The organism is Streptomyces spiralis (genome assembly GCF_014654675.1).
In the GTDB taxonomy this organism is placed as follows: Bacteria; Actinomycetota; Actinomycetes; order Streptomycetales; family Streptomycetaceae; genus Streptomyces; species Streptomyces spiralis.
On record NZ_BNBC01000005.1, the window covers coordinates 267,791 to 289,470 of the forward strand.

General features: G+C 70.7%; 23 protein-coding genes and 1 pseudogene. 5 read left to right on the plus strand and 19 right to left on the minus strand.

The window, feature by feature from the left end:
- Window positions 1-25: 25 nt before the first annotated feature.
- The 9 genes and pseudogenes from tatA to IE318_RS08445 form a co-directional block, all read right to left on the minus strand.
- The gene (gene tatA, locus IE318_RS08405; protein WP_030179570.1) at window positions 26-313 is read right to left on the minus strand and encodes a Sec-independent protein translocase subunit TatA; all 288 of its coding nucleotides are present in this window, start codon (window positions 311-313) and stop codon (window positions 26-28) included.
- A 274-nt stretch (window positions 314-587) separates the two neighbouring features.
- Complete coding sequence (locus IE318_RS08410) at window positions 588-782, minus strand: hypothetical protein (RefSeq protein WP_030179573.1); 195 nt, start codon at window positions 780-782, stop codon at window positions 588-590.
- A gap of 10 nt (window positions 783-792) precedes the next feature.
- Window positions 793-1,086, minus strand: a complete 294-nt coding sequence (locus IE318_RS08415; protein ID WP_189898149.1) for a CpXC domain-containing protein — start codon at window positions 1,084-1,086, stop codon at window positions 793-795.
- Window positions 1,087-1,360: 274 nt separating this feature from the next.
- Window positions 1,361-2,360 (minus strand): annotated as a pseudogene (locus tag IE318_RS08420) (helix-turn-helix transcriptional regulator); the annotation flags it as partial.
- Between the two features lie 18 nt (window positions 2,361-2,378).
- Window positions 2,379-3,332, minus strand: coding sequence for a helix-turn-helix transcriptional regulator (locus tag IE318_RS08425; protein WP_189898152.1), 954 nt, complete (start codon window positions 3,330-3,332; stop codon window positions 2,379-2,381).
- Between the two features lie 150 nt (window positions 3,333-3,482).
- Entirely contained in the window at window positions 3,483-3,854 is a 372-nt protein-coding gene (locus IE318_RS08430; RefSeq protein WP_030179581.1) for an FKBP-type peptidyl-prolyl cis-trans isomerase, read from the minus strand.
- Window positions 3,855-3,915: 61 nt separating this feature from the next.
- The gene (locus IE318_RS08435; RefSeq protein ID WP_189898154.1) at window positions 3,916-4,923 is read right to left on the minus strand and encodes an FKBP-type peptidyl-prolyl cis-trans isomerase; all 1,008 of its coding nucleotides are present in this window, start codon (window positions 4,921-4,923) and stop codon (window positions 3,916-3,918) included.
- A gap of 143 nt (window positions 4,924-5,066) precedes the next feature.
- Window positions 5,067-6,428 carry a Pup--protein ligase gene (pafA, locus tag IE318_RS08440; RefSeq protein ID WP_030179586.1) on the minus strand — a complete coding sequence of 454 codons (1,362 nt, stop codon included), beginning with the start codon at window positions 6,426-6,428 and terminating at the stop codon, window positions 5,067-5,069.
- Between the two features lie 9 nt (window positions 6,429-6,437).
- Window positions 6,438-7,706, minus strand: a complete 1,269-nt coding sequence (locus tag IE318_RS08445) for an MFS transporter (protein ID WP_189898156.1) — start codon at window positions 7,704-7,706, stop codon at window positions 6,438-6,440.
- A 162-nt stretch (window positions 7,707-7,868) separates the two neighbouring features.
- Here IE318_RS08445 and IE318_RS08450 point away from each other — a divergent pair, with 162 nt between their 5' ends.
- Window positions 7,869-8,885, plus strand: coding sequence for a LacI family DNA-binding transcriptional regulator (locus IE318_RS08450; RefSeq protein ID WP_189898158.1), 1,017 nt, complete (start codon window positions 7,869-7,871; stop codon window positions 8,883-8,885).
- Window positions 8,886-8,960: 75 nt separating this feature from the next.
- On the opposite strand, the gene prcA is transcribed toward IE318_RS08450, so the two are convergent.
- The 6 genes from prcA to arc all read right to left on the minus strand — a co-directional run bounded on the left by prcA (window position 8,961) and on the right by arc (window position 14,876).
- Window positions 8,961-9,731, minus strand: coding sequence for a proteasome subunit alpha (gene prcA / locus IE318_RS08455; RefSeq protein WP_189898161.1), 771 nt, complete (start codon window positions 9,729-9,731; stop codon window positions 8,961-8,963).
- Between the two features lie 60 nt (window positions 9,732-9,791).
- Entirely contained in the window at window positions 9,792-10,637 is an 846-nt protein-coding gene (gene prcB, locus IE318_RS08460; protein WP_030179593.1) for a proteasome subunit beta, read from the minus strand.
- Complete coding sequence (locus IE318_RS08465; protein WP_189898163.1) at window positions 10,589-10,867, minus strand: endonuclease domain-containing protein; 279 nt, start codon at window positions 10,865-10,867, stop codon at window positions 10,589-10,591. Before IE318_RS08465 ends, prcB begins: the two co-directional genes overlap by 49 nt.
- Before the next feature lie 96 nt (window positions 10,868-10,963).
- A complete protein-coding gene (locus IE318_RS08470) occupies window positions 10,964-11,182 on the minus strand; it encodes a ubiquitin-like protein Pup (protein WP_030179596.1) in 219 nt (72 codons plus the stop codon).
- 181 nt (window positions 11,183-11,363) lie between these two features.
- Window positions 11,364-12,875, minus strand: coding sequence for a depupylase/deamidase Dop (gene dop / locus IE318_RS08475; protein WP_362042006.1), 1,512 nt, complete (start codon window positions 12,873-12,875; stop codon window positions 11,364-11,366).
- A gap of 234 nt (window positions 12,876-13,109) precedes the next feature.
- Complete coding sequence (gene arc, locus IE318_RS08480) at window positions 13,110-14,876, minus strand: proteasome ATPase (protein ID WP_030179599.1); 1,767 nt, start codon at window positions 14,874-14,876, stop codon at window positions 13,110-13,112.
- Between the two features lie 243 nt (window positions 14,877-15,119).
- Between arc and IE318_RS08485 the strand changes: the two genes are divergently transcribed.
- Window positions 15,120-15,425, plus strand: coding sequence for a ferredoxin (locus tag IE318_RS08485; protein WP_189898193.1), 306 nt, complete (start codon window positions 15,120-15,122; stop codon window positions 15,423-15,425).
- Window positions 15,426-15,483: 58 nt separating this feature from the next.
- Here the strand turns inward: IE318_RS08485 and IE318_RS08490 are convergent, their stop codons facing one another.
- From IE318_RS08490 to IE318_RS08500, 3 genes are all read right to left on the minus strand, one after another.
- Window positions 15,484-16,065, minus strand: coding sequence for a hypothetical protein (locus IE318_RS08490; protein WP_030179602.1), 582 nt, complete (start codon window positions 16,063-16,065; stop codon window positions 15,484-15,486).
- 229 nt (window positions 16,066-16,294) lie between these two features.
- The gene (locus IE318_RS08495) at window positions 16,295-17,197 is read right to left on the minus strand and encodes a tRNA (adenine-N1)-methyltransferase (RefSeq protein WP_030179604.1); all 903 of its coding nucleotides are present in this window, start codon (window positions 17,195-17,197) and stop codon (window positions 16,295-16,297) included.
- Window positions 17,198-17,250: 53 nt separating this feature from the next.
- Window positions 17,251-18,858: a site-2 protease family protein gene (locus tag IE318_RS08500; protein ID WP_189898166.1), complete on the minus strand. Its 1,608-nt coding sequence runs from the start codon at window positions 18,856-18,858 to the stop codon at window positions 17,251-17,253.
- A 185-nt stretch (window positions 18,859-19,043) separates the two neighbouring features.
- Here IE318_RS08500 and IE318_RS08505 point away from each other — a divergent pair, with 185 nt between their 5' ends.
- The 3 genes from IE318_RS08505 to IE318_RS08515 are packed head-to-tail and all read left to right on the plus strand — an operon-like array spanning window position 19,044 to window position 20,855.
- A complete protein-coding gene (locus IE318_RS08505) occupies window positions 19,044-19,241 on the plus strand; it encodes a hypothetical protein (protein ID WP_189898167.1) in 198 nt (65 codons plus the stop codon).
- A 29-nt stretch (window positions 19,242-19,270) separates the two neighbouring features.
- Entirely contained in the window at window positions 19,271-20,161 is an 891-nt protein-coding gene (locus tag IE318_RS08510) for a RecB family exonuclease (protein ID WP_268256733.1), read from the plus strand.
- A 22-nt stretch (window positions 20,162-20,183) separates the two neighbouring features.
- On the plus strand, window positions 20,184-20,855 hold the full coding sequence (locus IE318_RS08515) for a response regulator (RefSeq protein ID WP_030179609.1): 672 nt from the start codon (window positions 20,184-20,186) through the stop codon (window positions 20,853-20,855).
- 85 nt (window positions 20,856-20,940) lie between these two features.
- On the opposite strand, the gene IE318_RS08520 is transcribed toward IE318_RS08515, so the two are convergent.
- A partial coding sequence (locus IE318_RS08520) for an ABC transporter substrate-binding protein (protein WP_229903402.1) occupies window positions 20,941-21,680 on the minus strand: 740 nt, incomplete at its 5' end.

Consider the following 21,680-nt stretch of genomic DNA (forward strand, 5'->3'; position numbering starts at 1 on the left):
CAGGCCGGAGGAGTCCGGCCGTGCGTCAGCGCTGGGTGGTGTCCGTCGGCTCGTTGACCGGGCGCGAGCTCGTCACGTCACCGGGGGCGGCCTGGATCGTGCGCTGCGCGGGAGGCTGCTCGTCGCCGGGCGCCGGCGCGGAGGAGGAGGTGGTGGTGCGGCCCTCCTCCTTCATCGCCTTGGCCTCGCTCTTGAGGATGCGGGCGGACTTGCCGAGCGAGCGCGCCATGTCCGGAAGCTTCTTCGCGCCGAACAGCAGGATGATGACGACGAGGATGAGAATGATCTCGGGGGCTCCGAGCCTTCCGAACATAAGTCTTTACCTTCTCACCGAGGCGGCTGGGTGGGATGCTGTCCGACCGGTCGGACACGTGTCCGAGCGATCGGCTGGCAGCGATCGTAACGCTCAGGGGTGAACGTGAGGCAATCCCTGTGCGTACTCCCGTCCGCGGCCCGGGCCTCGTTCTCCGGTCCGCCTTCAGCAGCGTACCTGGCCGAAGCGGCAGCATGACAGGGCGAAAGCCGTCCGCGCCGCACGCCCACGGAACTCTTACCGGGCGTCGTCCAACGGCGGTTGACCGCGGGACTCACAGCGACTCCGCCGACCGGGCGGCGCTCAGGCTCGCCCGCTCCAGCTCCTCGGCCGCCCGGTTGATACGGCGCGCCGACTCCGAGACCTGCCTCCCGAGCCGCCGCGCCTCGACGAAGACCCGCACGGCGAGGACTCCGAGGACGGCGAGACCCAGGAAACCCGCGGCTACCGCGAACATCGGCCAGAACATGCCCACGAGACTAGACCGTCGAGTGCAGGCGCAGCGTCCTGACCCCGCCGCCGGTGAGCAGCTCCACGATGCGCTCGCCGGCCGGCTTGCGGACCGCCGCGCCGCAGTCGGGGCAGGTGAAGGAGTAGAAGGTGGAGCGCCTGCTGGCGCCGATGGCCAGGCGCAACGCGCTCGCGGCGAGCTCGAAACGGCCCCGGCAGTCGGGGCAGCCCGCCCGGAACACCACCGGGGCCACACTCCTCATCCCGGCGAACGCCGCCGCCACCGACATCCCGCGCACCCCGGCCACCGACGACTCGCTCAAAGTCCCTGCTCCTGCCTGTCGTACCGCCCGTCCAACCCACCGGACCCCGCGGGCACGCCCCGGACTTCCGGCGCGGCACGCCCCGAGGAGCCCACGGCCTGCGGGGCGCCGGGAACGCCCGGGGACCCCGCAGCGCCCGAGGCACCGGGAACGCCCGGAGAGCCGGCGGCGCCCGGGAAGCCCTCGGCGCCGGGGCCGCCCTCACTGGTGCCGCCGACCCGGGTGTCCCCCGCGTGGTCGACGTCCGCCTTGCCTGCCGCACCGCCCGCGTCGGCCATGCCCGCCGCGCCCGTCGCGTCGTCGTAGGCCGCCAGTGCGTCTGAGGCCGCCTGGCGGGCGCTGGCGGCCAGGTCGCGTGGTTCGACGATCCGGCCGTCCCGGCCGAGGCGCAGCGCCAGGCGTCTGAGCGAGGCCGGATCGGGGGTGCGCAGAGTGATACGCAGGCCGCCGTCGGGAAGTTCATCGGCGCTGTCGTGCGGGTAGTACTCGGCGACCCAGCGACCGCCCGGGCCCACCTCGACGACGACCTCGGGGTCCTCGGCGGCGGGCTGCACCAGCGCCTCAGACAGATCGCGCAGCTCTATCTCGGGGGGCGCGGACGGCTCGTCGAGGATCTTGATCTCGGCGACCCGGTCGAGCCGGAAGGTGCGGCGCGCCTCGGAGCGGCGGCACCAGGCCTCCACGTACGTGTGCCCGACGCTGACCAGGCGGATGGGGTCGATCTCGCGCTCGGTGACCTCGTCGCGCGCGGGCGAGTAGTAGCGGATCCACAGACGGCGGCGCTCGGAGATCGCCCGGTCCACGTCGGCGAAGACCCCGCCCTCGGACTCGAAGGTCACCGACAGGCGCGAGCTGGCGCCCGCCGCCTCGCCGGCCGCCGCCTCCACCTTGGCGGTCGCCCGCAGCAGCGCCTGCCGGTCGCTCTCGCGCAGTCCGGGCAGGGTGGCCACCGCGCGGGCGGCCACCAGCAGGGCGGTCGCCTCGTCGGCGGCCAGCCGCAGCGGCTCGGCCGCCTCGGCGCCGAGCGCGGCCGGGTTGTGCCACCAGATGCGCTCGCCGTCGGTGTCGATGTCGAGCAGGTCGCCGCCGCGGAAGCTGGTGCCGCACATGGGCAGCACGTCGAGGTCCGAGACCAGCTCGTCCTCGGTGATGCCGAAGGCACGCGCCACGTCCTCGATCCGGGCGCCGGGGCGCTCCCTGAGATACGTCACCAGGGAGAGCATCCGCCGGGTCTGGTCGATGGCGTTCACGGGCCTGACCGGTTTGCCTGCCACAGTGTTGCTCGCTCCCCCTCAGCCCTTGGCCACGGCACGCAGCCGGTCCACCACGTCCGCCCGCAGCTCGGCGGGCTCCACAACCACCACGTCCGGTCCGAACTCCACCAGCCAGGCGTCCAGCCCGTGCCCGTACGGGATGTCCAACTCGTCCCACCCGTCACCGAGTTCCCGTATCGCCGAGGCCTTCGCCCGAAGGGGGTAGCCCGCGCCCGAGCGCAGCCGGATCCGGGCGGAGCGGTCGGCGATCTCGCCCGCCCAGCTCGCGACGGTCTCGCGGACGGTGACGACGTCGGGGACCGGGGCGGTGAAGCCGGTGCCGCGGGAGCGGACCTTCCCGGTGATCCGGGAGAGCCGGAAGACGCGCTCGGCGCCGCGGTCGCGGTCGAAGCCGGCCAGGTACCAGTGGCCGCGCCAGCACTCCAGCGCCCACGGCTCGACGTGCCGGGTCTCCGGGCGGGCGGCGCTGGCCTTGCGGTAGTCGAAGACGACCGGGCGGCGGTCGCGGCAGGCCAGCATCAGCGGCTCGAAGGCGGCCTCGTGCACCGGGATGCGCGGCTCCAGGGCGCCGTGCGCCTCGTACGGGTCGACGTCCTCGGGCAGCCCGGCCGCACGCAGCTTCTGCAGGGCGCCGCTGGCGGCCCCGGCGAGACGGGCCTGCTGCCAGACCTTGGCGGCCAGCCCCAGCGCGGCGGCCTCCTCGGCGTCCAGGGTGATGGCCGGCAGCCGGTTGCTGTCCCGGCGGGCCAGGTAGCCGATCTCGCCGTCCAGGCTTTCGACGGTCTCGATGACCAGCCCCAGCTCCCGCAGGTCGTCCTTGTCCCGCTCGAACATGCGGTTGAAGGAGTCGTCGGACCCCGCTTCGAGATAGGCCTCGATGGACTCGCGCAGCTCACGCTTGCTGAGCGGCCGCCGCGCCCCGAGCAGGCACAGCGCCAGGTTCATCAGCCGCTCGGCCTTGGCAATGGCCATCGGTGCCCTTCGCCTTCCTTATGGTGCTTACGACCGATGACCGTACCGCTCCGCGACGCGGTGGCAAAAGCCGAGGGCCCATGCCCGAACAGGCATGGGCCCCAGGTGATCGGAACCTGCTGGATCCGTGTGGGATCCGAAGCAGGTCGGTCAGACCCCGAGCAGGTCCACGACGAAGATCAGCGTCTCGCCGGGCTTGATCGCCGGGGTCGGGCTCTGGTTGCCGTAGGCGAGGTGGGCCGGGATGGTCAGCTGGCGGCGGCCGCCGACCTTCATGCCCTGCACGCCCTGGTCCCAGCCCTTGATGACACGGCCGGCGCCCAGCGGAAAGCGGAAGGGGGTACCCCGGTTCCAGCTGGCGTCGAACTCCTCACCGGTGCTGAAGGCGACACCCACGTAGTGGACGGTGACGGTCTGACCCGCCTTCGCCACCTCGCCGTCGCCCTCCCAGATGTCCTTGATCTCCAGCTCCGCCGGGGGCTCGCCGCCCGGGAAGTCGATCTCGGGCTTGTCGATGCTCACGTCTCTAGCTCCTGCTTTGTCTGCGATAAGGCAACAGGCACAGTCTTACATCTCCCGCGCCTCACATCGCGGCGAGGATGTCCACGGTGAACACCATCGTGGAGTCCTTCTGGATGCCGCTGTTCGGCGGCGGGTTGTCGCCGTAGCCCAGCGCCGGAGGAATCACGATCAGGATCCGGCTGCCCACCTTCTTGCCGGTCATGCCCTGCGCCCACCCCTTGACGACCTGCTGGAGGGAGAACGACGCCAGGGTCTTCTTCTGGTAGGTCGAGTCGAACTCCTTGCCGCCGTCCCACAGCACGCCCTTGTACTGGACGAGCACCGTCTGGTCGGCCTTGACCACCGGACCGCTGCCCTCGATGACGTACTCGGACACGAGGTTCTTCGGCGCGGCGGCCTTCGGCACGGCGATGGACGGCGCCTTGCCGTCGGTGTTGGTGCCCACCTTCGGCAGGTCCGCCTTGTTCTGCGGCACGGCCTTGCCCTTGGCCGAGCTCGTCGCGTTGAAGGTGTTCTGCACATCGACGACGAACACCAGCGTGTCCGTGCCCTTGATGCCAGCCTGCGCGTTGCCCTGCGCGCCGTAGCCCCAGGTCGGCGGCACCGAGAACAGGAGCCGGCTGCCGACCTTCTTCCCGGCCAGCGCATAGCGCCAGCCGTCGATGATCGACCCCTGGGAGAGCTGGATGATCAGCGGCGCCTTGCGGTCGTAGGAGTTGTCGAAGACCTTGCCCGAGTCCCAGATCTGCCCCAGGTAGTGCGCCTGGACGTAGTCGTTCTCCGCCACCGAGCGGCCGCCGCCAGCGATCACGGTCTTCAGAGCGAGGTCCTTCGACGGCTCACCGGTGCCCTTGGCCACGGTCGGCTTCTGCCCGAACTTCGTACCCGCGGTGATCGCCGGCAGCGGCCCGGAGACGATCTTCGGCGGCGGGGCGGCCGACGTGGCCGGGGCGGTCGGCGACGGGGAGGCGGTCTCACTGGCCTTGCTCGTGCCGGCGTTGTCGTTGCCACAGGCGGCCAGAGTGACCAGCCCGGCGGGGACGGTAAGAAGAAGAGAGCGTCGGCGCACGGTGGGGGCCTCGTAATCGATCGGTATGTTGATGGCGTGCGCGCAACTCTACGATGCCGCACGGGCGCCGTACGTGAAACGTACGGCGCCCGTGTGGCGTTCCGGTAATTCGTGCGGGCCGCGCCTGCCGGCCCGCACACGGCTCACATTCCGGCGATCAGCTTCTCCACCCGGTCGTCCACCGAACGGAACGGGTCCTTGCACAACACCGTCCGCTGCGCCTGGTCGTTGAGCTTGAGGTGGACCCAGTCGACGGTGAAGTCCCGCCGCTGCTCCTGCGCCCGCCGGATGAAGTCGCCGCGCAGCCGCGCCCGAGTGGTCTGCGGCGGAACCGACTTGCCCTCGAAGATCTTCAAGTCGTTGCAGATCCGGGTCGCTTGGCCCTTCTTCTCCAGCAGGTAGTACAGGCCACGACGGCGGTGGATGTCGTGGTAGGCGAGGTCTATCTGGGCGACCCGCGGATGCGACATGGTCATGTTGTGCTTGGCGCGGTACCGCTCGATGAGCTTGTACTTCATCACCCAGTCGATCTCGGTGCCGATCCGGTCGAGATCCTCCGTCTCGATCGCGTCCAGCGTCCGGCCCCACAGCTCCAGCACCTGCTCCACCGTGCCGGTGCGGATGCCGCGCCGCTCGCAGAAGTCCAGCGCCTTCTCGTAGTACTCGCGCTGCACCTCCAGCGCCGAGGCCTCCCGGCCGCTGGCCAGGCGGACCTTGCGGCGGCCCGTGATGTCGTGGCTGACCTCGCGGATCGCCCGGATCGGGTTCTCCAGGGTGAGGTCGCGCATCACCGTGCCCGCCTCGATCATGCGCAGCACCAGGTCGGTGGCGCCGACCTTGAGCAGCATGGTCGTCTCGGACATGTTCGAGTCGCCCACGATGACGTGCAGCCGGCGGTAGCGCTCGGCGTCCGCGTGCGGCTCGTCGCGGGTGTTGATGATCGGCCGGGAACGCGTCGTCGCCGAGGAGACGCCCTCCCAGATGTGCTCCGCCCGCTGGCTCACGCAGTACACGGCCCCGCGCGGCGTCTGCAGCACCTTGCCCGCACCGCACAGCAGCTGCCTGGTGACCAGGAACGGGATGAGGATGTCCGCGAGCCTCGAGAACTCCCCGTGCCGCGCCACCAGGTAGTTCTCATGGCAGCCGTAGGAGTTGCCCGCCGAGTCGGTGTTGTTCTTGAAGAGGTAGACGTCGCCCGCGATTCCCTCCTCGTGCAGGCGTCGTTCCGCGTCTACCAGGAGTCCTTCCAGAATGCGCTCGCCGGCCTTGTCGTGGGTGACCAGTTCGATCACATTGTCACATTCGGGTGTCGCGTATTCCGGATGTGAGCCCACGTCGAGATAAAGCCGGGCGCCGTTCCGCAGAAAGACATTGCTGCTGCGGCCCCATGACACGACACGGCGGAAGAGGTACCGCGCCACCTCGTCAGGCGACAGACGGCGCTGTCCCCTGAACGTGCACGTGACACCGTACTCGTTCTCCAGCCCGAAAATGCGGCGGTCCATGAGTGAACATTACGCCCGATCCCCCGAGCTGAAACGGGGTTCGACAGCACGATTTGGATCATTTTCCGATGAAGCCGCAACGACCGCCCTCCCGGCGGGAGCTGCGAGGACCCGCCCGGTGGCCAGAAGCACCAGCAACGACACGGCCCCCGCCGCGCCCGGCACCGCGAATCCCCACAGCGCGCCGCCCGCCTGGACCACCGGCCCGGCCACCCCCGTCCCCACCGACGCCCCCACTGTGAACGTCGTCACAAGCCAGGAGAACGCCTCGGTGACCGTCCCGCTCGGCGCGTGCCGGTCCACGATGATGAACGCACATGCGATGCACGGCGCCAGGAACACCCCGGACAGCACCGTCAGCGCCACCATCGCCACCGCATCCGGCATCAGCATCAGCGGCAGATAACACACCGCCAGAAGCGCCACCAGCACCCGCAGTCGCCGCTCGGGCACACCCCTCCACGGCCGCGCCCCGTAGACCGTCCCGCCCATCAGCGCCCCCAGGCCCAGCGCCGCCATCAGCCAGCCGTACACCGCGTCCCCGCCATGTGCGTCCGCGTACGGCACCGACGCCACCGTGATGGACCCCAGCGCGATCCCGACGAACAGGAACGCCCCCAGCAGCACCAGCAGCCCCGGCGAGCGCAGCGCCCCGAGCCAGTGCGCCTCACGCGGCGCCGAACGCCACCCCCGGGACGGCGGCGAGACCACCACCGACAGCGCGCCCAGCACCCCGATCACGTTCAGCACCACCAGCGCGGCCCGCGCCGACCACAGCGACGCGCACAGCGTCACCAGCAACGGCCCCACGGTGAACATGACTTCCTGCGCCACCGCGTCCATCGCGTACGCCGTGTGCACCTGGCCGTCCTTGCGCAGGACACTCGGCCACAGCGCGCGCAGACCGCCCTCCAGCGGCGGGGTGAACAGCCCGGCCGCCGCGACGGCCGCCCAGGCGAGCACCGGCGGCTCGGTGCCGGTCAGCGCGAAGGCGGTCATCGCCAGGGCCGAGGCGACCGCGGCCGGCAGCTGCACCCGGGGCTGTCCGTGCAGGTCCACCAGGCGGCCCAGCACCGGCTGGCCGACCGCGTTGGCCACCCCGTACACCGCCGCCAGCGCCCCCGCCAGGCTGTACGTGCCGCCCTCCGCGCGCACGAACAGCACGATCGCGATCGCCGCGGTGGCGTTCGGCAGCCGCCCCACCAGCGTGCCCGTCAGCAGCCGGGCGGCGTGCCGCGCCCCGAGGATCTCCAGGTAACCCGCGAATCCCGCGGCCATCGCACGCCCTCCCAGGCTCAGGTTTTACGTATAACGTCGCCTGCCATACGTACCATGTGCGCAGTTCACCGGTCCAGACGCCCGAACCCCCGGGCCAGGACCACCGAAGACGACCGCACGAAGACGACCGCGAACGACCCGACGATGAGGAGCAGGCCCGCGGTGGCACCAGCAAGCACGCGCCCCACCAGCCGTGACGTCGCCCAGGCCGCCGGGGTCTCCCAGGCCGCCGTCTCGCTCGTCCTGGGCGACAAGTGGCGCGGCCGGGTCTCGCAGGCCACCGCCGAACGGGTGCGGCAGGCCGCCCACGACCTCGGCTACCGGCCCAACCTCGCCGCCCGCAACCTGCGCCTCGGGCGCACCCGCACCGTCCTCCTCGTCGTCCCCGCCCTGACCACCGAGTTCTTCGCCGGCGTCTACACCGGCGCCGCCCGCGTCGCCGCCGAACACGGGTTCGGCGTCGTCCTCTACCCCTCCCCCGAAGGCATCGGACCGGCCCGCAACCCCTTCGCCTCCGCCCAGGCAGCCCTGGACGGCGTCATCGCCTCCTCCATGGCCGCCGACGCCCTGACCGCCATCCGCGGCGACCAGCTCCCCCTGGTCATGCTGGACAGCGACCCCGAGGGCAGCCTCGGCGCCGCCACGGTGAACCTGGACATCGCCGACGGTGTACGCCAGGTCGCCGACCATCTGCTCGCCCTCGGCCACCGGCACCTCCTCCACCTCGCGGCGGACGTGCCCTCCTGGACCTTCGAGGTACGGGCACGGGAGCTCGCGGCGCGCGTCGGCGCCGTACCGGGCACCTCCGTCGGCACCGCCCGCGCCCCCATCTCCATCGAGGACGCCCACGCCGCCACCGAGGCCGCCCTGAGCGCCCCCGGGCGCCGACCCACCGCGCTGGTCTGCGACGACGACAAACTGGCCGCCGGCGCCTACAAGGCCCTGCGCCGCCTCGGCCTGCGCGTACCCGACGACATCTCCGTCACCGGCCTCGACGACCTCGCCCTCGCGACCGCCATCGACCCCGAGCTGACCACCGTCCGCCTGGACGCGGAACTGTTCGGCGAACGCGGCATGCACGCCCTCCTGGCCGTCCTGGAGGGCCGCACACCGGTCGGCGGGGACATCCCGGTCGAACTGGTGGTACGAGGCTCCACGGCCCCGCCCAGAGCCTCCTGAGACGCCGGTGCCCCGGAGCCGGCGTCCGTGACGCCGGCTCCGGGGCACCCGGGAGCGAAGGACCGCTCGGAAGGACTACTTCTCCTCGGAGCCCGAGGAGTCGGCCGAGTCGGCCGCGTCGTCGCCGTCCTGCGAGGTGTCCGCCTCGCCGCCCTCCAGCAGCCGCGCCAGCTGGCGCCCCACGATGCGCTTGAACTTGCGCTTCTGCGGACGCGTACGGTCCAGCACCGCCACCTCCAGGCGCTCCGCGGGGATCTCCCGCTCGCTGCCGTTGGTGTCGCGGGACAGGGCCTGCACCGCCAGCTTCAGCGCCTCGGCCAGGGTCATCCCGTCCTGATGGCGCTGGTCGAGATAGCTGCTGATCTGCTCGGCGTTGCCACCGACCGCGACCGAGCCGTGCTCGTCCACGATCGACCCGTCGTGCGGCAGCCGGTAGATCTGGTCACCCTCCGGGGTCTCCCCCACCTCGGCGACCACCAGCTCCACCTCGTACGGCTTCTCCGCCGCGCTGGAGAAGATCGTGCCCAGCGTCTGGGCGTAGACGTTGGCCAGACCGCGGGCCGTGACGTCGTCCCGGTCGTAGGTGTAACCCCGCAGGTCGGCGTAGCGGACGCCGCCGATGCGCAGGTTCTCGTACTCGTTGTACTTGCCGGCCGCGGCGAACCCGATCCGGTCGTAGATCTCGCTGAACTTGTGCAGCGCGCGGGACGGATTCTCACCGACGAACACGATTCCGTCGGCGTACTGCAGCACGACCAGGCTGCGGCCGCGGGCGATGCCCTTGCGGGCGTACTCCGCCCGGTCGGCCATGGCCTGCTGAGGTGACACATAGAACGGCGTCGACACCGGTTATCCGTCCCTTTCTGTAGAAGTCACTCGATCACCCTGGACAAGAGCGGCCCCCGGCTACAGCAGCGCCGCCCGCGGGCCGTCGGGCTGCTCCAGACGCCGCTGGAGCACCGAGCGGGCGATCTCGGAGGCCTCGTCGTCGGTGAGCCGGCGGAAGCCGTCCTCGGTGATCACGGTGACGATCGGATAGATCCGGCGGGCGACATCGGGACCACCGGTCGCCGAGTCGTCGTCTGCCGCGTCGTACAGAGCCTGCACCACCAGCGTCGTGGCCTCGGCCTCGGACAGATCCTCACGGAAGAGCTTCTTCATGGCACCGCGCGCGAAGATCGACCCGGAGCCGGTCGCCGCGAAGCCGTGTTCCTCGCTGCGGCCGCCCGTGACGTCGTAGGAGAAGATCCGGCCCTTCTCGCGGTCCAGGTCGTACCCCGCGAAGAGGGGCACGACGGCCAGGCCCTGCATGGCCATGCCCAGGTTGGAACGGATCATGGTCGACAGCCGGTTCGCCTTGCCCTCCAGCGAGAGCTGCGCCCCCTCGACCTTCTCGAAGTGCTCCAGCTCCAGCTGGAACAGCTTCACCATCTCCACGGCGATACCGGCGGTGCCGGCGATGCCGACGGCCGAGTACTCGTCCGCCGGGAACACCTTCTCGATGTCCCGCTGCGCGATGACGTTCCCCATGGTCGCCCGGCGGTCACCGGCCAGCACGACGCCCCCCGGGAACGTCGTGGCGACGATGGTCGTGCCGTGCGGAGCCTCGATCACGCCCTGCACGGGCGGCAGCTGCCGCTTGCCCGGCAGCAGCTCCGGCTGGTGCTCGGAGAGGAAGTCCATGAACGAGGAGGACCCAGGCGTCAGGAAGGCGGCCGGTAGACGCCCGGTGCTACGAGTGTTGGCTTCCACGCGTTTCCTTCCAGGTAGTCGGCAGCTCGGTACGCGGCTCCGGGATCGTCCCGCAACAGGCCGAGGCCGGAATTGCAGTTGAAGCACAGTACGCCACGGACCCTACCCGCCTTGTGGCGGTGATCCACATGAACGGCGGAAGCCTGCGGGCGGCTCGCACAAAGCCCTCGCCGAACCCCGTGCACGGTGGCGCCGCCCGGAAGCGAAGGCTGCGTGCGGTGTGGCCTCACCGCACCGCACGCAGCGCTTCGCCGACCGGATCGTCCGCCGCCGCTCCGCCCGCCCTCCTTCGAATCGAAGGAGGACGCGGCCTAGTAGGACGCGGCCTACTGGCCGCCCTTCTGGACGAAGGACCGCACGAAGTCCTCGGCGTTGGACTCGAGCACATCGTCGATTTCGTCGAGGACGTCGTCCACGTCGTCGCTCAGCTTCTCGTGGCGTTCCTTGAGGTCCTCGGCGGCCTGTGCGTCCTGGACCTGCTCCTCGACCTCCTCGGTCGAGTGCGTGGCCTTCTGCTGCCCGCCGCCGGTGTCCTTCGTTGCCATAACCCTCACCCCGCTCAGTTCGCCCGACATGGTCGGCATTACGGCCGATCGGTGATGATCAGACCCTACAAGCCGGGTCCGACATCGGCCCCGTGGTTTCTCCAACGTACGGGGGCCGTCTCGATGATTCCCGGCCGGAGGGATTTCCACCCCGTCCGGCCGGTCCGGTCCGAGTACCCGCTCAGCCGCCGGACAGGACCCTGACCAGGTCCTCCGCGGTGCGGCAGCGGTCCAGGAGCTCCTTGACGTGATTACGCGTTCCGCGAAGCGGTTCCAGGGTCGGGACGCGCTGGAGCGAGTCCCGGCCGGGCAGGTCGAAGATGACCGAGTCCCAGGAGGCCGCGGCGACGTCGTCCGCGTACTGCTCCAGGCAGCGGCCGCGGAAGTAGGCGCGGGTGTCCTCCGGCGGCTTCCTGCGGGCCCGGTCGACCTCGGACTCGTCCAGCAGGCGCTTCATGCGTCCGCGGGCCACCAGACGGTTGTACAGGCCCTTCTCGGGGCGTACGTCCGCGTACTGGAGGTCCACCAGGTGCAGGCGGGCGGCGTCCCAGTCCAGGCCGTCGCGGCGCCGGTAGCCCTCCATGAGCGCCCGCTTGGCGACCCAGTCCAGCTCGCCGGCCAGGCTCATGGGGTCGTTCTCCAGCCGGTTGAGCGTGTCCTCCCAGCGGGCCAGGACGTCCTTGGTCTGGTCGTCGGCGTCCGCGCCGAAGCGCTCCTCGACGTACTTGCGCGACAGCTCGTAGTACTCCATCTGGAGCTGGACCGCGGTGAGCGTGCGGCCGCTGCGGAGCGTGATCAGACGCTTGAGGGACGGGTCGTGCGAGACCTGGTGGAGGGTGCGTACGGGCTGGTCGACGGCCAGGTCGACGGCGATGAAGCCGTCCTCGATCATGGACAGGACCAGGGCGGTCATGCCCAGCTTGAGGTAGGTCGAGATCTCGGAGAGGTTCGCGTCGCCGATGATCACGTGCAGCCGGCGGTACTTCTCCGCGTCGGCGTGCGGTTCGTCGCGGGTGTTGATGATGGGGCGCTTCAGCGTCGTCTCCAGGCCGACCTCGACCTCGAAGTAGTCCGCGCGCTGGCTGAGCTGGAAGCCGTGCTCGTGGCCGTCCTGACCGATGCCGACGCGGCCTGCGCCGGTGATGACCTGGCGGGAGACGAAGAAGGGCGTGAGGTGGCGCACGATGTCGGAGAAGGCGGTCTCCCGCTTCATCAGGTAGTTCTCGTGCGTGCCGTAGGAGGCGCCCTTGTTGTCGGTGTTGTTCTTGTAGAGGTGGATCGGCTGGGCGCCGGGCAGCTGGGCGGCGCGTTCGGCGGCCTCGGCCATGATCCGCTCGCCGGCCTTGTCCCACAGGACGGCGTCGCGCGGGTTGGTGACCTCCGGGGCGCTGTACTCGGGGTGGGCGTGGTCGACGTAGAGCCGCGCGCCATTGGTGAGGATGACGTTGGCCAGGCCGATGTCCTCGTCCGTGAGCTGACTGGCGTCGGCGGCCTCGCGGGCGAGGTCGAAGCCACGGGCGTCCCGCAGCGGGTTCTCCTCCTCGAAGTCCCAGCGGGCCCGGCGGGCCCGGTGCATCGCCGCCGCGTAGGCATTGACGATCTGGGACGAGGTGAGCATGGCATTGGCGTTGGGGTGACCGGGGACGGAGATCCCGTACTCCGTCTCGATGCCCATTACTCGCCGTACGGTCATGCGGCCCTCCTTGCCCGGCGGCGCCCTCGGTCGTGGGCGGCGCTCAAGTACCGCTGGTGCTCGGGTGCCTGTGCGGTGCCCGTCCCCGCACTGCGCGACCCGGCGGTACGAAAGAGCCTAGAACGCCTTTGCGCTGGTGGGGAGATCATTTGCGTCATTGCCTGCTCCGTGCGTGGCCCCGAAAAACAGGTCGGCTGCGGGTACCCGCCGAGGGCACCCGCAGCCGCCCTGCTTTTACAGGTACTGTCCGGTGTTCGCCACCGTGTCGATGGAGCGTCCGGTGTCCGCGCCCTGCTTTCCGGTGATGAGGGTGCGGATGTAGACGATCCGCTCGCCCTTCTTTCCGGAGATCCGGGCCCAGTCGTCCGGGTTGGTGGTGTTGGGCAGGTCCTCGTTCTCCTTGAACTCGTCCACGCATGCCTGGAGCAGATGGGAGACGCGGAGGCCCTTCTGGTTCTTCTCGAGGAAGTCCTTGATCGCCATTTTCTTGGCGCGGCCGACGATGTTCTCGATCATGGCGCCGGAGTTGAAGTCCTTGAAGTAGAGGACTTCCTTGTCGCCGTTGGCGTAGGTGACCTCCAGGAAGCGGTTCTCCTCGGTTTCGGCGTACATCTGCTCGACCGCGGTCTGGATCATGGCCTGGACCGTGGCGTCCTTGTCGCCGCCGTGTTCCGAGAGGTCGTCCCCGTGCAGCGGAAGACGCTCGGTGAGGTACTTCCCGAAGATGTCCTGGGCCGCCTCGGCGTCCGGACGCTCGATCTTGATCTTCACGTCGAGCCGGCCGGGGCGCAGGATGGCCGGGTCGATCATGTCCTCGCGGTTGGAGGCGCCGATCACGACCACGTTCTGCAGGCCCTCCACGCCGTCGATCTCGGCGAGCAGCTGGGGGACGATGGTGTTCTCCACGTCCGAGCTGACGCCGGAGCCGCGGGTGCGGAAGAGGGACTCCATCTCGTCGAAGAAGACGATGACGGGGGTGCCCTCGCTGGCCTTCTCGCGGGCTCGCTGGAAGACCAGGCGGATCTGCCGCTCGGTCTCGCCGACGTACTTGTTCAGGAGCTCGGGGCCCTTGATGTTGAGGAAGAAGCTCTTGCCGGCGGCCTGGCCGGTGACCTCGGCGACCTTCTTGGCCAGCGAGTTGGCGACGGCCTTGGCGATGAGCGTCTTTCCGCATCCGGGCGGCCCGTAGAGCAGCACACCCTTGGGCGGGCGCAGTTCGTGCTCCTTGAACAGGTCCGGATAGAGGTACGGCAGCTCGACGGCGTCGCGGATCATCTCGATCTGGTTGCCGAGGCCACCGATCTGGTCGTATCCGATGTCGGGCACCTCTTCGAGGACGAGCTCCTCGACCTCGCTCTTGGGCACGACCTCGTAGACGTAGCCGGACCTGGGCTCGAGCAGGAGGGCGTCGCCGGCGCGGATGGTCACGTCCAGCAGCGGCTCGGCGAGCCGTACCACCCGTTCCTCGTCGGTGTGCCCGATGACCAGGGCGCGCTCGCCGTCCTCGAGGATCTCCTTGAGGGTGACGATGTCGCCGACGCGCTCGAACTCCATGGCCTCGACCACGTTGAGCGCTTCGTTGAGCATCACTTCCTGGCCGCGCCGGAGCTCGTCGAGCTCGACGCTGGGGCTGACGTTCACCCGCAGCTTGCGGCCACCGGTGAAGATGTCGGCGGTGCCGTCCTCGTTGGCCTGCAGGAAGACGCCGAAGCCGGCGGGCGGCTGGGCGAGCCTGTCGACCTCTTCCTTGAGGGCCACGATCTGGTCGCGGGCCTCGCGGAGAGTGTTCGCGAGGCGTTCGTTCTGCGCGGAGACGCCGGCCAGGTTGGTCTGCAGCTCGACGATCCGCTCTTCGAGAATCCTCGTGTGCCGCGGAGAGTCGGCGAGCTTGCGTCGCAGGACGGCGATCTCCTGCTCAAGGTAGGCAATCTGCCCGGCCGGGTCTTCGGACCCTCGTCCCGGGCGGATGCCGCGGTTCATGTCGTCGTCGTGGGCTGCCACGGTCCTCACCTCCTCCAAGGGGAGCTGGACGCTTCCAGACCCTACCTGGGTGGGTGTCGATTGAAACCCCTAGATCACAAAGACGGTCGGGGTGTGTCCGATCTTCACCCTTGCGCTCTCCCTCACGCCAGGGGAATACCCACCGAACATGATTGGAAAGCGGACAGAGATAGTCTCGAGATGTTCAACACCCGTCAGAGCTGGCCTGATTCCCGTGCGGCTCGACGTGATACGGCAGGAGAGATGAGCGTGCAGCAGCGGACCGCGGACGGTGGCGAGGCACTGGAGGTCTGGATCGACCAGGATCTGTGCACCGGTGACGGCATCTGCGCACAGTATGCGCCTGAAGTCTTCGAGCTGGACATCGACGGCCTGGCCTATGTGAAGGGCGCGGACGACGAGCTCCTGCAGGAGAAGGGGGCGGCAACGCCCGTGCCGCTGGCGCTTCTCACGGACGTCGTCGACTCGGCGAGGGAGTGCCCGGGCGAGTGCATCCATGTGCGTCGCGTTTCGGACAAGGTCGAGAGGTACGGACCTGACGCGGGGTGACCGCACGAGCGCCTGCCGTCACTACTGTCTGATTTCTCACACCCCTGCGGGCGCGGTGTCAGACGCCGCGCGCCTGGGCGGGCGTGGAGCGGACGAACGCGCCGTTCTGCCACCGCCACTTCACGCTGTCCTTCACGTCGGGGCAGCAATTGGGCACGTCGGGCGAGGAGTAGCCGAGGAGGGTGGCCGTTATGTCGCCGGCCCGCACGGCGAAGTCGGTGACGGTGTACCGGTCCTTGGGGTCGACGAGGGTGGCCACCACGCGCGGCGCCTTGGCCCCTTCGGCCTGGGTGAGGACGTAGACGGCGTCGGGCGGGGTGCCCATGGAGGCGTCGCAGTGCACGACGGCCACGGTCTCCGGCCGGCCGTCGCGGTCGAGGTCCCCGGAGGCCTTCTTCGCCACGACGGCCTTCACGGGTCCGCACTGGAGCGGGAAGGTCACGCCGGTGGTGGCGGGTGCGGCGGCCGCGGGGGCGCTCTTGGCCCGGGTGCCGCCGTCGGCGGTCTGGGCGGCGGTGGCGGAGCCGGGCTGCAGGGCCGGGGAGAGGGCGATGACACCGGCGACGGCCGTGGCGGTGGCCACCCAGTGGATGGGGCGGGTGTGCGTGTGTGCCAGTTCCGGAACGGCTGGGTGCTGCACTAGGAGTGTCTCCTGTGAGGGCTGTGCCGGTGGGGGTGGCCAGCATCGTGCCACACGTCACAGTGCGGGGGAACGGTGGGGTGGGTACTTGTGACCGGCCCGGGCCGCCGCCGTGCGGCGGCGGCAGGTTCCTGTGCGGGTTCAACGCGGGGGCGCCGTGGCGGAGTTCCCGTTTCAGCAGGGGGAACTCCGCCACGGCGCCCGTTCGTTGGCTGCAGCGGGGGCCGCGTCAGCGGCCGGTGCCTCCGTCGGCGTTGGGGCCCTCGTAGTCCTCGCCGTAGGCGCCCTTGGCGGGGCGGCGGCGGCGCATGGGCGGCTCGACGCCGTCCGCGAGGCGGCGGGCGGTGAGCAGGAAGCCCGTGTGCCCGATCATCCGGTGGTCGGGGCGGACGGCGAGGCCCTCGATGTGCCAGTTGCGGATCATCGTCTCCCAGGCGGTCGGCTCGTTGAAGCAGCCGATCTCGCGGATGGACTCCACGGTCCGGGCGAGCTGGGTGGTGGTGGCGACGTAGCAGCACAGGATGCCGCCGGGGACGAGCGCCTTGGAGACGGCCTCCAGGCACTCCCAGGGGGCGAGCATGTCGAGGATGACGCGGTCGACGTCGGTGTCGGACAGGTTGTCCTGGAGGTCGCCGACGGTGAGCTGCCAGGCGGGGTGCGGGCCGCCGAAGTAGCGCTCCACGTTCGCCTGGGCGATCTCGGCGAAGTCCGCGCGGCGCTCGTAGCTGTGCAGCATGCCCTGGTCACCGATGGCGCGCAGCAGGAAGCTGCTGAGCGAGCCCGAGCCGACACCGGCCTCCACGACGCGGGCGCCGGGGAAGATGTCGGCGAAGGCGAGGATCTGCCCCGCGTCCTTGGGGTAGACGACGGCTGCCCCGCGGGGCATGGACAGGACGTAGTCGGGGAGCAGGGGACGCAGCGCGAGGTAGGCGACGTTGCCGGTGGTGCGGACAACGCTGCCCTCGGGTGCGCCGATCAGTTCGTCGTGCGGGAAGGAACCCTTGTGGGTGTGGAAGTTCTTCCCGGCCTCGAGCGTGAACGTGTAGTGGCGGCCCTTGGGGTCGGTCAGCTGTACCTGGTCCCCGACCTTGAAGGGCCCGCGGCGGCGGGCGGCACCGGTCGGTTCGGACATGTGACCAGCCTACCGGTCCCCGAAGGGCCCGCCGACCACGCGGGCGGCGGTCGCTAGGCGGAAGCGGAGGGCCGGGCCATGGCCTTCACGAAGGCCCGCTCGACGTCGGCGGCGGACAGCACGCCGTAGATCTCCCCGGTCTCCTCCACCACGAGGTACTCGGTGGCCGGGGTGGCGCGCAGCACGTCCAGGAGCTGCTCGCCGGCCAGCTCGGCGGAGACGCGCATGCCGTCGGTGAGGTCCTGGGCGAGCTCGCTGGCGTACACCCAGGGGCGGCGGTGTTCGGGTACGCCGACGATGGCGGACTCGCGGACCAGGGAGAGCGGCTCGCCGTGGCCGTCGACGACGACGAGGGCGCGGGCACCGGCGGCGTTGGCGCGGCGCAGGGCCTCGGCGAGGGAGGTGTTGGTCTGGACGGGGACCGCACGCCGGGTGAGGGCGCGGGCGCGCAGTTCGGGGAGGTGTTCGCGCAGGCGGGCCATGCGCAGGCTGTTGCCGGCGCCGGTCCAGATGATCGCGGCGATGATGGCGGCGAGCAGGGCGTCGGTGACGGTGTCCATACCGACGCTGTCCTCGGCGGTGGAGCCGAGGGCGCCGGACTGGGTGAGCAGGGGCAGGCCGATGAGGACGGAGACGGCGAGGAGCCGGCCGACCCAGGCGGCGGCGACGGTGCCGGTCATCGGCCGGCCGGTGATCTTCCAGACGACGGCGCGGAGCATGCGGCCGCCGTCGAGGGGCAGGCCGGGCAGCAGGTTGAACGCGGCGACGATGAGGTTGGAGACCATCAGGGCGGCCAGGAGCACGCCGAGGACCGTGCCGCGTTCGACGGGCTGGAGGGCGAGGTAGAAGACGCCGGCAAGGACCAGGGAGAGCAGGGGGCCGACGAAGGCAAGGACGAACTCGCGGCCGGGGGTCTCGGCCTCCTTCTCGATCTCCGAGACACCGCCGAAGAACTGCAGGTGGATGCGGCGGACGGGGAGTTTGAAGCGGATCGCGGCGAGGGTGTGGGCGAGCTCGTGGACGAGGACGGAGCCGTAGAAGGCGACCGCGAAGAAGAGGGAGACCAGGTAGCGGGCGGCGCCGAGCTCGGGCAGCACGCGGTCGAGCTGGCCGCCGAAGACCCACGTGATCAGGGCGGCGACGAGGAACCAGCTGGGCCCCACGTAGACGGGCACACCGAAGGGCCGCCCCATGAGCAGCCCGCCTCCGGGCTCCCGGGGCCGCCGGGGCGGCGGTGCCTGACCGCCACCGGCGTGGGCGTGGGCGCGGTCGGGGTGGGTGTCGTGCTCGGGGTCGGTACCGGGGCCGGGGCCGGGGCCGGCGGCGCTGTCCCGGAAGGGCTCGTCGGCGGCGTCGGCCGGGCCGGCCGGGTGGTGGTCGCCTCCGTCGTCGGCAGCGTCGGCCGGGTGGTGGTCGGCTCCGTCGTCGGCAGCGTCGGCCGGGTGGTGGTCGCCTCGGTCGTCGGGGGCGGAGAAGTCCCCGCCGGGAGGTCCGTTCTCGTCCGGGGCGCGCTCGTCTCCCGCTCCGGGGCCGGGGTCGTGGCCGGGTGACTCCGGGCGGGCGGTGCCGTCGTGGGGTGCCGGGGCCGAGGGGCCCGTGCGGGGTTCGGTCGGCTCGTCGTTGCCGGACCGCGGCTGCCCGCTCCCGCCGCTCACGTCCACGGTGTCCCCTCGTTCGAAGCGCGTCTTCCGTGCCTGCCGGCCGGAAGGTCTCGGGTCGATGGTATGCGGCCGTGGCGAAGGCTTCCGCCCGGCACCCCTGTGTTCTGCCCGCTGTCGTGCCCGTCACCCCGGACCGGGGCCGCGCGGCTGGGTCACTGTCAGTGGCGGGCCGTAAGGTCTGTGGCATGGAGACCACCACGGCGGGCGGGACGGAACCCGACGGCACCGAGACCGCACCGGCCGCTGAAGGCACCCCCGCACCGCCACCGGCCCCGGACCAGACACCGACCGCGACGGCGGACGCCCCCATGCCCGGAGCGGATGGGTTCGGCGCGGTCGGGGCCGGTGCGGGGCGGCGAACCGGGCAGCCGACGCCGCGGTGAGCACGACCGCGGAGAGCAGCGACGCGGGTGTGGGCCCGGCGGCGCAAGCGGTCACCGGCACAGTCCGCACGGCCGGGCCGGTTTCGTTGTCGCCCTCCCGGGCCGGGGACTTCATGCAGTGTCCGTTGCTGTACCGGTTCCGGGTGATCGACCGGCTGCCGGAGAAGCCGAGTGAGGCGGCCACGCGGGGCACGCTGGTGCACGCGGTGCTCGAGCGGCTCTTCGACGCACCGGCCGCCGAGCGGACCGCGCCCCGGGCCAAGGCGCTGATCCCCGGCCAGTGGGACCGGTTGCGGGAGTCCCGGCCGGAGCTGGTGGAGCTGTTCGCCGACGACGTGGACGGCGAGCGGCTGGCCCGCTGGCTGACGGAGGCGGAGCAGCTGGTGGAGCGCTGGTTCACGCTGGAGGACCCGACCCGGCTGGAGCCGGCCGAGCGGGAGCTGTTCGTCGAGACGGAGCTGGACTCGGGGCTCAGGCTGCGCGGGATCATCGACCGGGTGGACGTGGCGCCAACCGGCGAGGTACGGATCGTCGACTACAAGACGGGCAAGGCGCCCCGGCCGGAGTACGCCGAGGGCGCGCTGTTCCAGATGAAGTTCTACGCCCTGGTGGTCTGGCGGCTGAAGAAGATCGTTCCGCGGCGGTTGCAGCTGGTGTACCTGGGCAGTGGTGACGTGCTGACGTACGACCCGGTCCCGGCCGACCTGGAGCGGGTGGAGCGCAAGCTGCTGGCGCTGTGGGAGGCCATCCGGCTGGCGACCGAGACCGGTGACTGGCGGCCGCGCCCCACGAAGCTGTGCGGCTGGTGCGACCACCGGGCCCACTGCCCGGAGTTCGGGGGCACTCCCCCGCCCTACCCGCTGCCGCTGCCCCAGGGACCGACCACCGCACAGGTGCAAGGCAGAATGGGCCCGGAGTAGGGGCCCAGCGAAGGAGACTCACGTGGCCATCCGCGTCCTACTGGTCGACGACCAGCCGCTGCTGCGCACCGGGTTCCGGATGATTCTGGAGGCGGAGCAGGACATCGCGGTCGTGGGCGAGGCCGGAGACGGCCTCCAGGCCCTGGACCAGGTGCGGGCCCTGCAGCCCGATGTGGTGCTGATGGACATCCGCATGCCGCGGATGGACGGGGTCGAGGCGACCCGGCAGATCACCGGACCCGGGCGGGACGGCCCGGCGAAGGTCCTGGTGCTGACCACCTTCGACCTCGACGAGTACGTGGTGGAGGCGCTGCGCGCGGGCGCGAGCGGCTTCCTGCTGAAGGACGCCCCGGCCAACGAGCTGGTGCAGGCGATCCGAGTGGTCGCGGCCGGCGAGGCGATGCTGGCGCCGAGCATCACGCGCCGGCTCCTGGACAAGTACGCCACGCATCTTCCGTCCGGGGACGAGCCGGTGCCGGACACCCTGCACACCCTGACCGAGCGTGAGGTCGAGGTGCTCAAGCTGGTGGCGCGCGGGCTGTCCAACGCGGAGATCGCCGCGGACCTGTTCGTCAGCGAGACGACGGTCAAGACGCATGTCGGGCATGTGCTGACCAAGCTGGGGCTGCGCGACCGCGTGCAGGCGGCGGTGTACGCGTACGAGAGCGGTCTGGTGCGGCCCGGCGCGCAGTAGGGCGGCGGCCGAACGCTTCCTGCGACGAGAGGCGCCCCTCCCGGAAGGTCCGGGAGGGGCGCCTCGTCGTTCGTGCGGTGTGGCCTCAGCCGCTCACGCCGCGGCCGAGCTCCCACAGCTGCAGGGTGGAGGAGGAGTTGAGGGCGTACGCGGTGCCCGTGACGTCGTCGCGGGCGGCGACGTACTGCTTGCCCTGCCACAGCGGAATCACCGGGACGTCGGTGGCGACGATGTTCTGGATGGTCGTCAGGCTGGAGGAGCCACGGTCGGCCTCACGCCGGGACTGCGGGATCAGGGTGTTGCGGATATCGCTGTTGGCGTACGGCGAACCGAGGAAGTTGTCCTTGTCGAGGAACGGCGCCAGGAAGTTGTCGGGGTCCGGGAAGTCCGGGAACCAGCCCATGCCGTAGACCTCGTACTGGCCCTTCTGCTCCGCCGGGCGGAACTGCCCCCACGGCGTGCCCTGGATGCTGACGTCGAACAGGCCGCTGGAGTTGAGCTGCTCCTGAAGGATCTCGAATTCCTTCTTGGTGGCCGAGCCGTAGTGGTCCGTCGTGTAGTGCAGCGTCAGCTTCACCGGAGTGGTGATGTCCGCCTTGGACAGCAGGGACTTGGCCTTGGTGACGTTCGGGTCGCCGTACTTGTTGAAGAACGAGTTGGAGTGGCCGGTGACGGCGGCCGGGACCAGCGAGAAGAGCGGCTCGGCCTGTGTGCCGTAGACCTTGGCGACGAGTTCGCTGCGGTTGACGACCTGGGCCATCGCCTGGCGCACGGCCTTGCTCTTCACCGACGGGGCGTCGGTGTTGAAGGCCAGGTAGCGGATCT